We start from the raw sequence: 14,530 nt of genomic DNA, 5'->3' as shown, positions 1-14,530 counted from the left end.
AGGCACGCAGCTAGCTGGGCCACAAACAACCGGATTATACCGTCTGTGCTAACGTAAGGATGCGACGGCACCCCTATGCCAGAACTGGCGGCTCGAACCGGGTCCCAGGCGAGCCGCCGGCCATCGCCTTCAGAATGTTCTCCGCCACGCTGCGGACCTTCAGGTTACGTTGACGCGATACCCCGGCAAGCTTGCTGAAGGCCTCAGTGTAGGAGCAGCGGTTCTGCGCCATGATCACCCCGCACGCCACGTCGATGGACGTGCGGCTTTCCAGAACGGTCTTTAGGTTGTCTCCGGCAGACCTGACGCTTCGCACCTCGAGTGCAAGCTTCATGCTCGATGACGCCACCCCGGCCAGCCATATGGCCTCGTTCACCAGTTCGGGCGTGAACTCGAGCCCGGCCGGTCCCAGGAACACCAGCGTGCAGCTTGTTCTCGCTTCAAGCTCCAACGGAACAGCCAGCGCCCTTCCATACCCCGAGCCCGCGAGCCGGCGCCGGTACGCCTGCCACCGCTGCGCCGTGCCGCCCGTTGTCACCACCACAGGTCCTCCCGTCGCGGTCGCCTGCTCCATGGGACCATCGCCGTACCGGTCCTCGGAGGAGGCTACGTTCACGGCAGGGCTGGTATTGCCAGCAGTGACAGGGGGACTTCCGGCACACACCATTGTGGCGGCGCAGTCAACCCCCGTTCCTGCCGATCCGGTGAGCGCCAGTGCAGCAGCATCAGCCAACCGCTGCACCGACGCAAGGTTTGTATCCGCTCCAGTGATCAGGTCCAACAGGAACCCGGGGCGTTCCGTGCGCTTGCTTCCAGTTGCCGGATGTACTGTCATGCTTCTGCCCCCACTCGACGATCAGTTCTACACCGCAGCAGCGCGGCCCCTTCCTCGAATCTAGGGGTGTGCACATGCGCGGACACGAGTAGCCGGTACTCTACTTTTCCTGCCGGTTCTGGGCAGTACTTGCTTTACTCCATGAGGCTGAGGCCCCTAGGACGCTACCGAAAGGCCGGTAGGCATTGCCTTCCGGCGGCGCGCACCTCGGCTTCGATGAGAGCTATGCGATGGCGTTGCCGCCTGCAGCGCGGCACGCTCTGTATAAAGGAATGGACCGGAAATTCTGTCCGACTGCACAACTAAGCGGCACTCGATCAAAAACACCGGGGGCACTTTCGCCACTGACGTGTCAGCGATGGCCACGGCCCATGCTGCACCTGCGCCGTCATCAGTCAGACCAACCTAAAAAAGTTCGCGCAGTGCACTCAATCCAAGCCAGAGGAAAGGCCCCACAGCAACGTGACTAGCGCGGGGCCTTTCCAGTCCCTTTAGCGCAAATGATGAGTAATTGTTAAGGGACCGAAGCTAACGCTAATTCAGATAGCCGCTAGGTTTCCAATCGACGGGGTTAAAATACCTTAGTGATCTGGTGGCTGGCGGAAGAATTGCCCAGCCTCATCGAGGTTGAGCTGCTTTATTGTTCTATACGCAGAAGTGATGACGGTTCCCCTTGGAAAACTGGTGCACGAGCAGGGCGGAGAACCCCGTGCTCTGCTTTTGAGGAGTGCTCGATTATCCGGGCGGGGACCCCTGACGCTGCGGTGGGAGAACTTCCCTCCATCGGGTCAGCGCGTGTCCACGTCCTCGAACACCAAGAACGTCTGCGTATCGAGTACTCCGGGCATGGACTGCAGCTGGTCAAAAATGACCCGCCGCAGGTCGATGTTGTCCACGGCGCGGACCAGCAGGATCACGTCGAAGTCGCCGCCCACCAGGGCTATGTGGTGCACCTCCGGGATGGCGCCCAGCTGGTCACGGAGTTCGCGCCAGGAATCCTGCCGCAGCTTCAGGGTCACGTAGGCGGACGACCGGAGCCCCGCCTTGATCGGATCCACCAGCGCGGTGAACCGGGAGAGCACACCTTCGCTGGTCAGCCGGCCAATCCGGGTGTACGCATGCGCCCGGGAGATGTGGACGTTCTCCGCCACCTGGGTGACGGACATCCTGCCGTCCCGGGTAAGTTCGGAAATGATTCTGCGGTCTATGTCGTCTAACGGTACGGGTTCCGTCCCGGCATCCCTGGCTGCCATTTGTTCACGGCCCCTGTTCGGCAATTCTGGTGAGACTTACAATTTGTCTTCCAGCATAGGCAGAATCAGGCAGCTTCTCCACGGATCCCGCAGGCACAGGATACGAACCTCCCGTGGCAGGGCACTGTGAGTGGATAGTGGCTTCAGGAAGGCCGGCAACAACGGGTCGCCGTCGAGGGCAGCGGAGACGCCAGGTTACCGCCGCTGGGCATCGTGGAGTTCCGCTGCACGCCGGATGAAGTCGCAGTCGCTGGGGGAGAGGATGCTCTCACCGTGCCGGTCCTGTTCGAACTCGGCGCCCGTGGCTTTTTTGATCTCCGCCGCGATGGTCCGGGGGAGGATTCTGCACCCCGGATTGTCCAGCAGCCACTGCCGCGTTTCTGGCTCGAGCCGGTCCCACAACTTGTCGATGCCCATTTACAGTTACCCCACTCTTGTCATTCCCCGTATATGAAATGCCGCTTCGCCCGCGGGACGGATGACTCAGGTCCCCAGTCCCCGCCAGCCGCAGGGAAGGCTGACCGCGAAGAGTGATCCAGATGCGGAGGGGACCTCACTGTCCCCTCCGCGTCCGTCGCCGCACCATGAGCCCCCCAACCGCGGGAAATCCCTGCCACCTGATGCGGAGTTTTCTGCCTGTAATGAACGGAAGAAATCTTCCGGACATTGACCGATTGACCTTTTGGTCAATCGCGACCATCCGAGTGTGGTCCTCCCGCTGGTGGAGGTCAAGGGCTCTTTGAAAAGAGGTGAACATTTGCTCGAAGAGGCCGGCTGGCAGCACCGGACTTCTTCAGCAACCGGGCAGGCATAGGACTCCTACCGGGGCTAGGTGTGGCGCTGTTACTGCCCGCTCCTAAGTTGGTTCCGGGCGGCTTCCAGCAGGGTGACGCCGTGGGTGCGGGCTGTCCGGAGAAGCTGGTCGGCCGCTTCGTCGGGGGTGCAACCGGTCCGCGCAGCGATCGATGTGCAGGCGTCCGCGATCACCGAGCGCGAGGCCAGCGATGCCTCCAGGACGGAGAACTGCTCGTCCAGGAGGGCCGCATCCGGCAGGTCCTCCGGCACGGGAAGCGGGGAGCCGGCGCCGGACGCCGTTCGGCCCTGGAGTATGGACCGGGCAGCGGCGAGCAGCTCGGCGGCTTCCGGGTGCGCCAGCCGGTAAACAAGGCGACCGCCTGACCACACGCGCTGGATCAAGTCCTGCCCGCGCAGCTGGGTCAGGTGCCGGGCTAGGTGTGTGGACTTCACTCCCGTGCCTTCGCAGAGTTCCGGGATGGAGGACTCTCCATGCGAGAGCAACTCCAGGATCTGTGCCCGGACCGGATGGGCCACGGCCTTGAACACCTCCGCCGCAGCAGACATCGCGGGTCCGGCGCCGTCACCGTGGACCGGTCCAGCCGTCCGAGCCGTGCGGCTCTCGGAGCCGGTGTTATGGCTGCTCATGCTCTTCGCTTCCTTGGGCTATGCACGCCATTATCCTCCGCTCTGCGGTCTGCGCCGGGAGATCATGTCCAGGAATTCAGGCATTAGTGTAGGCGGACGGGTTCGACCGGCGGGAGCCCAGCATCCGCATCCGCCAATTTGTCCACGGCGCCGTTGGTAACCTGCGTCACACTTGCAATTCGTCTCCCAGTAGAGGCAGATTGAGCCAGCTTCTCCACGATTCCCGCAGACGCTGGATACGAAACCTTCCCCGGGTCAATACTGGGAGTAAATAGTGGCTTTCGAAGGATGGACCAATGACGATCTCCGCAGACCACACCGCACCGGACACTGCCAGCGCACGCCCGGCCGGCAACGCCCCAACAGAAGACGCCCTCACCGAGGCCGTCAAGAAGTTCGGCATCACGGTGGAGGACTACATGCTCCCGGCCCGGCACCAGATCCAGATGGTGGACCCGGACGGCCGGCTCAAGCCCGAAGGTGAGCAGGGTACCGAACCCGGCCACGAATACCCTTTGCCCGGCGACGCTGAACTGCTGGCAGCGTACGAGCAGCTCGTCGTCGGACGCCGCGTCAACGACCAGAACTCGGCGCTGGTCCGGCAGGGCCGCATGGCCGTGTACCCGTCCAGCCACGGCCAGGAGGCCTGCCAGGTGGCGGCGGCCCTGTGCCTGTCCGGCGGCGACTGGATGTTCCCCACCTACCGCGACGCCGTCGCCGTGATGGCGCGCGGCGTGGATCCCGTCCAGGTGATGACCATCTTCCGCGGCGACTGGCACGGCGGCTTCAACCCCGTCGAGCACAAGGTGGGCATCCAGTGCACGCCGCTGACCACCCAGCTGCTCCACGCCGTCGGCGTTGCCCACGCGGCCAAGCTCCGCGGCGAGGACACCGTGGTGCTGGCCATGTGCGGCGACGGCGCCACCAGCGAAGGCGACTTCCACGAAGCCCTGAACTTCGCGGCCGTCTTCCACCTGCCGGTGATCTTCTTCGTCCAGAACAACAAGTACGCCATCTCGGTGCCGCTGGCACACCAGTCCGTGGCGCCGTCGCTCGCGCACAAGGCGGTGGGCTACGGCATGGCCGGCGAACGCGTGGACGGGAACGACGTCGTGGCGCTCCTCGCCGTCCTGGACCGGGCCGTGAAACTGGCCCGGGAAGGTTCCGGCCCCCTGCTGGTGGAGGCGCACACCTACCGGATGCAGGCCCACACCAACGCCGACGACGACACGCGCTACCGGGAGAGCGCTGAAGTTGCGGAGTGGAGGGCCAAGGACCCGGTGAACCGGATGCGGACCTACCTGACCGACCGCGGTCTGTTGGACGACGACGGCGAGCGGCGGATCCGCGAGAAGGCGGAGGCAGTTGCCACGCAGCTGCGTGACGGCCTCAGCGAGGACGTGCCGGTGGACCCGCAGGAGCTCTTCCGCCACGTCTTCGCCAAGACCACGCCCCAGCTGAAGGAACAGTGCGCGCTGCTCGCCGACGAACTCGCCCGCGACGCCGCATCATCTACCGAGGAGGCCGCCAAGTGAGCCCCACCATCACCACCTCGTCCGAGGCCAACGGCAACGTTTCTGCTGCAACTGCCCGGGCCGCCGCCTCCGCCGCCGCGTCGGCGGAAGCCGCCGGGCCGCAGCCGGTCACGCTTGCCAAGGCTCTTAACACTGCCCTGGCTGACGCCATGCACGCCGATCCCTCCGTCCTGGTGTTCGGCGAGGACGTGGGCATGCTGGGCGGGGTCTTCCGTATTACCGACGGGCTCACCGCGACGTTCGGCGAACAGCGCTGCTTTGACACTCCGCTGGCTGAGTCCGGGATTGTGGGCATGGCCGTGGGTATGGCGATCAACGGGATGCGCCCGGTGATCGAGATGCAGTTCGACGCGTTCGCGTACCCGGCGTTCGAGCAGATCGTCAGCCACGTGGCCAAGATGCACAACCGTACTAAGGGGGCGGTGAAGCTGCCGCTGGTGATCCGGGTTCCCTACGGCGGCGGCATCGGGGGAGTGGAGCACCACTGCGACTCCTCCGAGTCCTATTACGCCCACACGGCCGGCCTGAAGGTGTTCACCCCGGCCACCGTGGCGGACGGCTACCGGATGCTCCGCGAGGCCATCGACTCGGACGATCCCGTGATGTTTATGGAGCCCAAGAAGCTGTACTGGTCCAAGGATCTGGTGGACCTGTCCGAGCTGCGGTCCTCTTACTCTTCTGCTGCTTCGACGGGGCAGTCCTCGGAGGGGCGCGCCGCCGTCGCGCGTTCCGGTACTGACGCCACGTTGATCGCGTACGGGCCGTCCGTCCCCACGGCGCTCGCCGCCGCCGAGGCCGCCGCGCTGGAGGGGCGCTCGCTGGAGGTCATCGACGTGCGCACCATTGTGCCGTTCGACGACTTGACGGTGTGTGAGTCGGTCCGCAAGACCGGCCGGGCCGTGGTGATCGCGGAAGCGCACGGCTTCGCGTCCGTGTCCTCGGAGATCGTGGCCCGGGTGCAGGAGCGCTGCTTCCACTACCTGGCGGCCCCCATCCGCCGCGTGACGGGGTTCGACATCCCGTATCCGGCGCCGAAGCTTGAGAAGTATTACCTGCCCGGCGTGGACCGCATCCTCGACGCCGTTGACGACCTGCAGTGGGAGAACTGACCATGAGTGAAGCACGCGTGTTTTTGTTGCCGGACCTGGGCGAGGGGCTGACCGAAGCGGAGCTGGTGTCCTGGCACGTTGCCGTGGGGGACACCATTACTGTGGACCAGCCGATTGCCGAGGTGGAGACGGCGAAGTCCACTGTTGAGGTGCCGTCTCCATATGCCGGGATTGTGGCCGAGCTGCACGGGGAGCCGGGGGAGACCTTGGACGTGGGGAAGCCGCTGATCTCGGTGACGCCTGTTTCGGTGGGTGAGGCTGTCGAAACCAAGCCCACCGAAACCGAACTCGGCGACCCGGTAGTTGAGCCTGACTCCTCGGTGGTTGAGCCTGTTGAAACCAAAGAGGCCGAGACCTACCGGGAAGAAGAGAAGGCAGGGTCTGGGAATGTCCTGATTGGCTATGGAACCCCGGGCGGCCACGGCGTAGCCCGCCGCAGCCGGGCACCCAAGTCATCCGTCGCGGTGGCTGAGCGTGCCTCTTCGGTGGTTGAGCCTGTCGAAACCAAGCCTGTCGAAACCAAAGAGGACGACCTCTCCCTCCTGCGCACCCGCGTTCCCGGCAAACTCGGCGCAGTGATCTCGCCGCTGGTCCGCCGCATGGCGCGGGAGCACGGCGTCGACCTCGGCGACATCCCCGGCTCCGGCGACGGCGGCCTGATTATGCGCAAGGACGTCGAAGCAGCCATCCACCCGGCGGTTGAGCCTGTCGAAACCAAAGAAGCCCCGGTGGTTGAGCCTGCCGAGACCTCAGAGGCTCCTGGATCTCGACAAGCTCGATCACCGGAGCGCACCGACGCCCGCACCGGCCTCGCCGTCTCCTCCCGCACACCGGTTCGAGGAGTACGCAAAGCCGTAGCCGCCAACATGGCCCGCAGCCGCTCGGAAATCCCCGAGGCGACAGTCTGGGTGGACGTCGACGCGACTGCCCTCGTGGAGCTACGTAAGGAACTGAAGACGGGCGGCGCAGAGGTGCCGGGCCTGCTTGCGTTCATTGCCCGCTTTGTCACCGCGGGGCTGAAGAAGTACCCGGAGCTGAACACGCGCATCGAGAATACGGACGACGGGTCGCAGGAGATCATCGGATTCGACGGGATCAACCTCGGGATCGCCGCCCAGACGGACCGGGGGCTCGTTGTGCCTTCGGTTCGCAGCGCTGAGAAGCTGAGTGCCCGCGAACTGGACGCGGAGATCCGCCGGCTGACCGACGTCGCACGCCAGGGCAAGGCCACCCCCACCGAGCTCGGCAGCGGAACCTTCACACTGAACAACTACGGAGTGTTCGGCGTGGACGGATCGGCGGCGATTATCAACCACCCCGAGGTGGCCATTCTTGGCGTGGGTCGGATCATCGACAAGCCGTGGGTGGTCAACGGCGAGCTGGCAGTCCGCAAGGTCACCGAGCTGACGTTGACCTTCGACCACCGCGTCTGCGACGGAGGCACCGCAGCCGGTTTCCTCCGCTTCGTGGCGGACGCGATAGAAAATCCCCGGAAGCTGTTGGTTGAACTGTAACTGCAGAAGTCAGAGGGGCACCTAAACGGCCTTACTGGCTCCTAGGTACTGGCAAGTGGTCCCCGGATCTGAGGACAGGCGGAGAACAGGTACCGTCTACTCGTGCGCGGGGTTGAGCAGCGTTGTTGACTGGTGGAAGCCAGCGAGGAGAGGTCTCCCTAAGCCAAGAGGTCTCAAACCCAACCCTCACCGGTCACCAGTGCTGGCGGGTCTTAGGTTTGGTGGCCCTCTCCGGGAGACCCGCCAGCGCCACATGAACTTCTATTCGAGGAAACTCAACGGGGACAGCAGATTACCCGTGTGACAGAAATCTGCGGACTGACTTTACCTCCGTCAGGTGCACGGCAAGGGGCAGCGCGCAAGCAAAGAACCCGCGGCCTTCAGTGGGGCCGCGGGTTCTGTGCTTATTCGATTATTGGGTGGTCAGGGTGAAGGTGGCTGCCTTATCGCCAACGTCGTCGGTGACCACGATGGTGGTGGGGCCCTTCTTGACGTCGAACACCACCACTCCCTGGCGTGCATCGCCAGCGGCGACTTCCTCGGTGGGCAGGCCCTCAAGCCCTTCCTCCAGGTAGATCCCGACGCCCTCGTTGCCGTCGGCGTCGTAGGCCTCGAAGTTTGAGGAGCTGGCCAGGCTGGTTCCCGTCAGCGTCTCCCAGGAAACATTGATGGCGAGGAAGCCTCCGTTTGCCGGCTTCATGTAGGACATCCCGGGAATCTCCTGGGTGTAGATGGCGTCGATGACGCCCACCTTCACAGTGTTCCCATCGGAGATCGTGACCGTGAAGGAAGTGTCGTCACCGGCGGTAATGGAGGGCTGTGATGCCGCTTCACTGACCTGGGGATCGGCGGCCTGGGTGACCTCCGGTGAGGTTTTGCGCAGCTCCTCCAACGCGCTGTTGGCCAGTGCAAAGGACATCACCGTGTACAGGATGCCAACGACCACCCCGACGAGCCAGACGGCGGCGGTGATGATCCAGGCCGTCTTCTTGTTCTCCGGGTAACCCTCCAGCGGCAACCCGTTCTTGTCCCGCATGTTCCCGGTCAGGATGATGATCAGGTCGATGATGGACCAGATGCCAAAGCCGCCCATGGTCAGCAGCTTGGCGATGCCGGTGCCGATCTTGCCGAGGTAGAAGCGGTCCACACCAAGGCCGCCCAGCAGGAGGGAGAGGAGCCAGGTAACCACGAAGGACTTCCCCGGGGCGGTGGCATAAGGAGGGTGTCCATAGGGGTCCGGCTGGTATCCGCCCTGTTGTCCTCCCTGGTACAGTCCGCCAAAGCTGGCAGGTGCGGTGGGGATGGGCGGAGCTGAGTTTTCATTCACCCGTTGAACGTACTGGCGACGGCGAAGAACGGCGATGGGCAGAAATGCCCATCGCCGTCGTGCGTTCTCTTCAGACGTCAGTGCTGCAAAGCCCGGCTTCCCGCCTCGCGGACGACCGCCCGGTAGTATCCCTTGGCGTAGCCGGTTTCAGTGGGGTGGAAGCCGGCGTCACTTCCGGGCAAGTGGATCCAGGGTGCCGGCGAGCCGATGCCGTGCCCGTCGAACTCGTCGGTGACGTCGACGTACACCGTCCCGGAGACCTGCCTGGCCGCCTTCCTGATGACCTTGTTCAAGGTGTCCGTGCCCTTGTTGAAGACCTTGGCGGCCTCGTCCGTGATGTAGGTTTGGTCGCCGAATTCCGGGGAGAACTGGTACGGATATCCCAGCGCGACGATCGTCGCGTTGGGGGCCTTGGCGCGAATGGCCGCGTAGGCATTGGTGAGGGCGGCCAGAACCTCAGTCCTAGCAAGTGCTTCGCCAGCTTTGACGGCCTGCTTGCAATCGTGCAGCAGGCTGGGCTTCAGGCAGGCTTCGAGAATGCTCTGGAAGCCGACGTCGTTGCCGCCGGCGGTGATGGTGACCAGATCCGTTTCAGCATTCAGCCGGCCGGCGGCCGACGCGACATCGACCTGGATGGGAACCATCGCGGCGGTCCAGCCGGCGCAGGCGGCGTTGGCTGCGAGTTCCACGTCGGGCCGGTCATCCAGCACGTCCACATAGCTCGGCGATGCCTGATAGCACGGCGCCGGATTAACGGGGTAGAGCGGGGAGACGCTGACATTCGGAGCGCCGATGCCTGACGTGTAGGAATCGCCGAAGGCTACGTAGTCCAGTGTTTCGGATTCATGTGCGGCTGCTGGCGCGGCTATAGAGCCGGCCACCAGTGCGGTGGCAGCAACGGCCAGGGTCGCCAGGCGCCCCGCAAACTTCCTCATGGTTCTGTCCCTTCGCTTTCTGTCCGGGTTACGGCAGATGCCCTGACGTTCGTGGAGAACGATGTCCCACAACTACTTCCAGCGGCGTTACTGCGGCGTTACCGCTCATCCTGTTTTGCCAGCGGCGGGGTGATCGCTACCACTGGTTTTGAGGGAGGGCCCTGTCCAGGGGAAGGAGCCCGGCGCTACCATTAGTCCCTGGTTGAAGGAGGCGCGTGATGCTCGAAGAGGCGGACCTCATGCAGGCCCTGCGGCGTCACTGGGAGTACTCGGGCAAGGACGAGGACGTCGCCCATGAGATCTACCACAACGACGCGGTGCTGGAGTTTCCCCAGTCCGGGGAACGTTTCGAGGGCGTGGAGAACTTCCGCGAATGGCGGCGCCAGTACCCGGCAAAGCTCAAATTCCACACCCGGAGAATCAGCCACCGGGCCGACCTGGTGGTCGTGGAGAACCTGATCAGCTACGACGGAGGCCCCTGGATGTTCTCGGTCAACATCCTGGAATTCAGGAACGACCGGGTTGCGCACGAGCGGATCTACATCATGGACGGGTGGGAGGCAGCAGAGTGGCGCGCTCCATGGCGGTCCGATGTGCCTGCAGACGAGCCCCCGCCGCCGGCTTCCTCCGGTTCGTAGCGAAGGCCACTGAAAGGCGGGCCGCACTCCTGGTCGATATCGCAGCCAGCCCGCTCGTGAGGTGAGGCGTACGACGGCGGCGCGTACCGCCGTCGTACGCCTCTAGCTGTTTCAGGGAGCCTTCACGATTGGCCTGCGGGGTTGAGGCCGCCGGCAGCCAACAGCGCATCCAGCTGGGCGGCCTGGTGTGCTTGAAAGGCCTTGTCCGCGTTGGCGTTTGTGCTGGCGAGGAGAGGTATATCGAGGCTGGCGTTGCATCCCCGGCAGCGGATCTCGTCTGTCCACACCCAGCTGTATGCAGCGTGCGCTTCGCGTACCCGCTGCATCGCTGTGGTGATGACTTCCGTCTTGGCCGCAAAGTGCGCAGCGTCCTCGTTGCTGAGGCTGCTACCAATTTCGATGTCGATGCTCATCGTCGCCTCTTTTCCGTTTTGTCCGGATGGTGGAGTCGACAGTAATGGCTGTTGCGCGGCGAAGGAACGACCGGAAGGTCACGGTTGGTTAACCCTTTAAGCAGTTGCTGGTCCTAGGCAGGAGAAGAGCTCCGCTTCGGGTCTCTGTCCGCAGGGCTCTTCGCACGTTGCTTACCCCGGGGTCGGGGCTCTAAACCGGCGGCTCCCCAGACGGGTTCGTTTCCGCCGGTATGATTTGCGGGTGATGGGAAACGGCGGGCGCATGCAGGAGTGGATCAAGTACGCCGCACTTTTCGTGCTGGCCGTGGCCGCGTTCGGGGTGGCAGCTATCGCCCTGATGGGCCCACGCGCCGTGGATGAGGCCGTCCCCGTGACGGCAAGGGCTTCGGTGGCAGCGCCTACGGCTACTGCCTCTGTGGCTCCGGCTCCTACACCCACGGCTACTGCAAGCGCGCCGCAACCGGGGATTGAGCTGCCGGCTGAGCCCGTCCTCCTTGTTGTGGGCGACTCGTACACGGCCGGTGTTGGTGCCGACCAGCCGGACCAGGGGTGGGCGTACCTCGTTGCCGGGCAGCTCGGATACCCCACCAACATTGATGGCGTGGGCGGAACCGGGTTCGCCTGGGGCGGCGGCGAGCAGGACCAGCTGGCCGGCGAGTACGAAATCCGTTTGCGCGAAATTGCCGCCAACCCCGCGTTCGTGCCCAACGTCCTTATTCTTCAGGGCGGACAGAACGATTCCCAGGTCCCCAGCACTGAAGAAGTGACTGCTGCCACGGCACAGACCATCGAGGCCGCCCGAAGGTTCTGGCCGGGCGTCCAGGTGTTGGTGCTTGGGCCGTCCGCGCCACAGCCCCTCGCGGAGGAACTGCGCGGTGTGAACAGCGCCGTCCGCGCCGGTGCCGCAGCTGCAGGCGCACCATTTGTTGACGCCATCGAAGCGGGCTGGTTCACAGCTGGCAACAGCCCGGGCTTCGACGCTGACGGCGCCCACCCGAACTCCGCCGGCCACGCCTATCTTGCCGATAGGTTCCTGGAGTCCTGGGCCGGTTTGGTCCGATAGCCCCACGCTGGCGACAGGTACGACGGCGGTGCGCACCGCCGTCGTACCTATCACCACGTCTAAACGCGTCGCTCCGAGTGAGCTCCTTTGCTACTGTTCCTGAAGGATTCAATCAGAGGGTTCAGGAAGATAATTAGAAGTGGGCTGGACGACACATTCTGGAGAGGAGTGGTCATGATCCGGGCCCTGCTGTGCAGGCTTAATATCGGGCACCACTGGCTGGCAGAAAGGACGCCCGACGGCGGGGTCCGCCGTCGTTGCACCAGATGCGGCAGGTACGACCGCCACAGCGCCAGGTGGTCCGGGCATCTGGAGGCTGGAGACCGGCCAGGAAATCCGATTGGTCCGGTGCCGGATTGAACATGCACGCTGTAGCACTGGCCTCGGCTCTTGTGCTTTCCGGCTGCACGTTCGGCACCCCTGACGAATCGGCCCCCACCCCTGCTGTGAAGCTTGGCGCTGCGCTGGAAGCTTTTGTCGCCGACGCGTCTACACATGGGGCGCCGGCTGTGGTCTTCCATGTGCGCAATGGAGACCAGGAAGAGCTACGAGCCACTGGGGTGAAAGACCTGGAGTCCAACACGAAGGCGGTCCCCACGGACAGAATGTGGATCATCGGGGCGGGGACGCCGATGGTGGCCGTGTCCGTGATGAAGCTGGTGGAGGCCGGCACCGTGCGCCTGGAGGATCCCGTCGCCGCTCATCTGCCCGAGTTCACGGCCATCTTCCCGGCGTGGGACCGGGTCACGGTGCGGGACCTGTTGGGCAGTACCTCCGGCCTGCCCGACTACTTTCCACCCCTGATTGAGTCCAGGAGCCTGGACGAGCTCCAGACGCGCCCGTTGACCTTCGAGGAACGGCTTCGAATCGCAGCGGGGGTGAACCTGCCGCCGGGACCGGTGTCCTACTTCGCGTGGTCAGCAACGGACTGGGAAGTGCTGGGCTGGCTGCTGGAACGCAAACACAACCGCGGACTCGCAGAGGTTCTCGCCGAGGATGTGTTTGAGCCGGCAGGAATGGGCAACACCCACATTGCTGCGGCAGGGCAGCCGCCCGAGCCCATGCTGCATGGGTACGTGCGGGAGAACGGGAACAGGCGCGACTTCACGCGTATTGACGCGGTGGCCGGGTCCGCTGATTCCGGGGTCATCTCAACGGTTAAAGACGTCAGCAGATTCCTGGCGGCGCTCACCACGGGGCGGCTCATCAGCGAGGAAACGTGGAAGAGCATGATTGAGGCCGAGCCGTTTCCCTTGGGTGGCATCAATCCAAGCGATGATGTCTGCCTCGGGACACGCCACGTCTTCGTATACGGAGGCGGAGGCCCATACAGTGTCGAATCCGTTTCCTCTTTAGACGGCCAACAGCAGGTAACGGTGGCCACGGTGCTTCCGCCCCGGGAACTCAACGTTACGGACGCGCCTCCGCTCGTCCCCGAGATGGAGGACGCTATCCTGCAGACAGCCAAGAGCATGTGCTAGCTGGAACCCACAATTCGCCGGGGCATCCGAGTACTTGAGGCACGGCCGGGCTTCACCCTCCAGTTGGCCGTACCCAGGAGCTGAAATCACCCCTTGTCCCTTCGCCGCGCTGATCGTCATCCTTGCCGCATCGACGGCAGCGTTTATACACGGTCCCATCTTCGGCATGTTCGATGCCATTCGTGCCGAATGTTCAGCTAGCACAGCAGGGCCTGGATCATGGCAGCCTCAAATTCAAATCGCAGCGCTGACATTCACCTGCAAATCATATTGGTGTCTTGAAACGTTGAGCCCCGAAATCATAGAGATACATGAGGCTGCCGTCAGTTCCTCAGCCGGACGCAGCCCGTCGGGACCAGTTGCCGAAAGCCCACCGCGTCTGCTTACGGAGTCTCGGCGATAGGGCGTCCCGGGTGGAACGCTGTTTCTTTCCTGAGTTCATCAAGAACGCCGCGAGGTGGCCGTCCAGCCGTGCGGTGGCTATAAGGAGCGGCGGGAGTTACTGCAACGGCCAGCCGATCCTGACACTGACCATAGACGATGCTGACGCTTTTGTGAACCGCAGGTTCAGGCATCCAAAGCGGGACAAACCTTCTTCTGACTAAGTAACCCCTAATCTGCTCTTCGAGTACCGCATACTCGGGTTTTAGCCGGAACTGCTTCTTAGAGTTTTCTGCATCGAGTACCTGACGGCAACAACTCAGAGTTCGCCGTTGGGAGTCCTGTAGCAGAGCGGGACAGCATCAACTCATTCCTCCTGATCAACATTTCCGCTTATTCCTGCATTTGATGCAGTCGGGCACGGGGCCGTCCGGCTGTAGTGGGAATCGTGCTAAGTCCTGCAGCTCTTGCAAGCCACTACTTAGCATCCGGGGAAAATCAACGAAGGACAGGTCCCAAGGTGCAACCGTTCTCCCTTCTAAGCCACCGCTACGCCAGCAACATGCCGAGCAACTGGCGGCGCAGAAGCAGCAAACGCCCCCG

At 63.7% G+C, this 14,530-nt stretch carries 13 protein-coding genes; 6 read left to right on the top strand and 7 right to left on the bottom strand.

The features are described from left to right. Positions 1–73: 73 nt before the first annotated feature. The 4 genes from ACZ9BC_RS13655 to ACZ9BC_RS13640 all read right to left on the bottom strand — a co-directional run bounded on the left by ACZ9BC_RS13655 (position 74) and on the right by ACZ9BC_RS13640 (position 3,531). A complete protein-coding gene (locus tag ACZ9BC_RS13655; RefSeq protein WP_476246370.1) occupies positions 74–835 on the bottom strand; it encodes an ANTAR domain-containing protein in 762 nt (253 codons plus the stop codon). Positions 836–1,623: 788 nt separating this feature from the next. Beyond that, positions 1,624–2,088 (bottom strand): Lrp/AsnC family transcriptional regulator, encoded by a 465-nt coding sequence (locus ACZ9BC_RS13650; RefSeq protein ID WP_079596441.1) that lies wholly within the window; start codon positions 2,086–2,088, stop codon positions 1,624–1,626. Between the two features lie 195 nt (positions 2,089–2,283). Next, entirely contained in the window at positions 2,284–2,505 is a 222-nt protein-coding gene (locus ACZ9BC_RS13645) for a hypothetical protein (protein ID WP_115526443.1), read from the bottom strand. A gap of 426 nt (positions 2,506–2,931) precedes the next feature. Continuing rightward, entirely contained in the window at positions 2,932–3,531 is a 600-nt protein-coding gene (locus tag ACZ9BC_RS13640) for a metalloregulator ArsR/SmtB family transcription factor (RefSeq protein ID WP_476246369.1), read from the bottom strand. A 296-nt stretch (positions 3,532–3,827) separates the two neighbouring features. Between ACZ9BC_RS13640 and ACZ9BC_RS13635 the strand changes: the two genes are divergently transcribed. Genes ACZ9BC_RS13635 through ACZ9BC_RS13625 form a run of 3 tightly spaced genes read left to right on the top strand, consistent with a single transcriptional unit; the run spans position 3,828 to position 7,689 of the window. Then, a complete protein-coding gene (locus ACZ9BC_RS13635) occupies positions 3,828–5,066 on the top strand; it encodes a thiamine pyrophosphate-dependent dehydrogenase E1 component subunit alpha (RefSeq protein ID WP_476246368.1) in 1,239 nt (412 codons plus the stop codon). Next, complete coding sequence (locus tag ACZ9BC_RS13630; RefSeq protein WP_476246367.1) at positions 5,063–6,175, top strand: alpha-ketoacid dehydrogenase subunit beta; 1,113 nt, start codon at positions 5,063–5,065, stop codon at positions 6,173–6,175. Before ACZ9BC_RS13635 ends, ACZ9BC_RS13630 begins: the two co-directional genes overlap by 4 nt. 2 nt (positions 6,176–6,177) lie before the next feature. Further along, complete coding sequence (locus tag ACZ9BC_RS13625) at positions 6,178–7,689, top strand: dihydrolipoamide acetyltransferase family protein (RefSeq protein ID WP_476246366.1); 1,512 nt, start codon at positions 6,178–6,180, stop codon at positions 7,687–7,689. A 412-nt stretch (positions 7,690–8,101) separates the two neighbouring features. Here the strand turns inward: ACZ9BC_RS13625 and ACZ9BC_RS13620 are convergent, their stop codons facing one another. Further along, on the bottom strand, positions 8,102–9,016 hold the full coding sequence (locus ACZ9BC_RS13620) for a TM2 domain-containing protein (RefSeq protein WP_476246365.1): 915 nt from the start codon (positions 9,014–9,016) through the stop codon (positions 8,102–8,104). Between the two features lie 77 nt (positions 9,017–9,093). Beyond that, positions 9,094–9,951 (bottom strand): SGNH/GDSL hydrolase family protein, encoded by an 858-nt coding sequence (locus ACZ9BC_RS13615; protein ID WP_476246364.1) that lies wholly within the window; start codon positions 9,949–9,951, stop codon positions 9,094–9,096. 218 nt (positions 9,952–10,169) lie between these two features. Here ACZ9BC_RS13615 and ACZ9BC_RS13610 point away from each other — a divergent pair, with 218 nt between their 5' ends. Further along, positions 10,170–10,589: a nuclear transport factor 2 family protein gene (locus tag ACZ9BC_RS13610; protein ID WP_476246497.1), complete on the top strand. Its 420-nt coding sequence runs from the start codon at positions 10,170–10,172 to the stop codon at positions 10,587–10,589. Between the two features lie 122 nt (positions 10,590–10,711). On the opposite strand, the gene ACZ9BC_RS13605 is transcribed toward ACZ9BC_RS13610, so the two are convergent. Then, positions 10,712–11,002, bottom strand: coding sequence for a hypothetical protein (locus ACZ9BC_RS13605; RefSeq protein ID WP_476246363.1), 291 nt, complete (start codon positions 11,000–11,002; stop codon positions 10,712–10,714). A gap of 244 nt (positions 11,003–11,246) precedes the next feature. Here ACZ9BC_RS13605 and ACZ9BC_RS13600 point away from each other — a divergent pair, with 244 nt between their 5' ends. Beyond that, positions 11,247–12,065: an SGNH/GDSL hydrolase family protein gene (locus tag ACZ9BC_RS13600; RefSeq protein WP_476246496.1), complete on the top strand. Its 819-nt coding sequence runs from the start codon at positions 11,247–11,249 to the stop codon at positions 12,063–12,065. 362 nt (positions 12,066–12,427) lie between these two features. Continuing rightward, positions 12,428–13,546, top strand: a complete 1,119-nt coding sequence (locus ACZ9BC_RS13595; RefSeq protein ID WP_476246362.1) for a serine hydrolase domain-containing protein — start codon at positions 12,428–12,430, stop codon at positions 13,544–13,546. Positions 13,547–14,530 lie beyond the last annotated feature (984 nt).

The sequence above is a fragment of the Pseudarthrobacter sp. TE3704 genome (assembly GCF_056279405.1).
The sequence above is the reverse complement of the archived record's forward strand: the minus strand, read 5'-3'. Positions and strand labels throughout refer to the sequence as shown.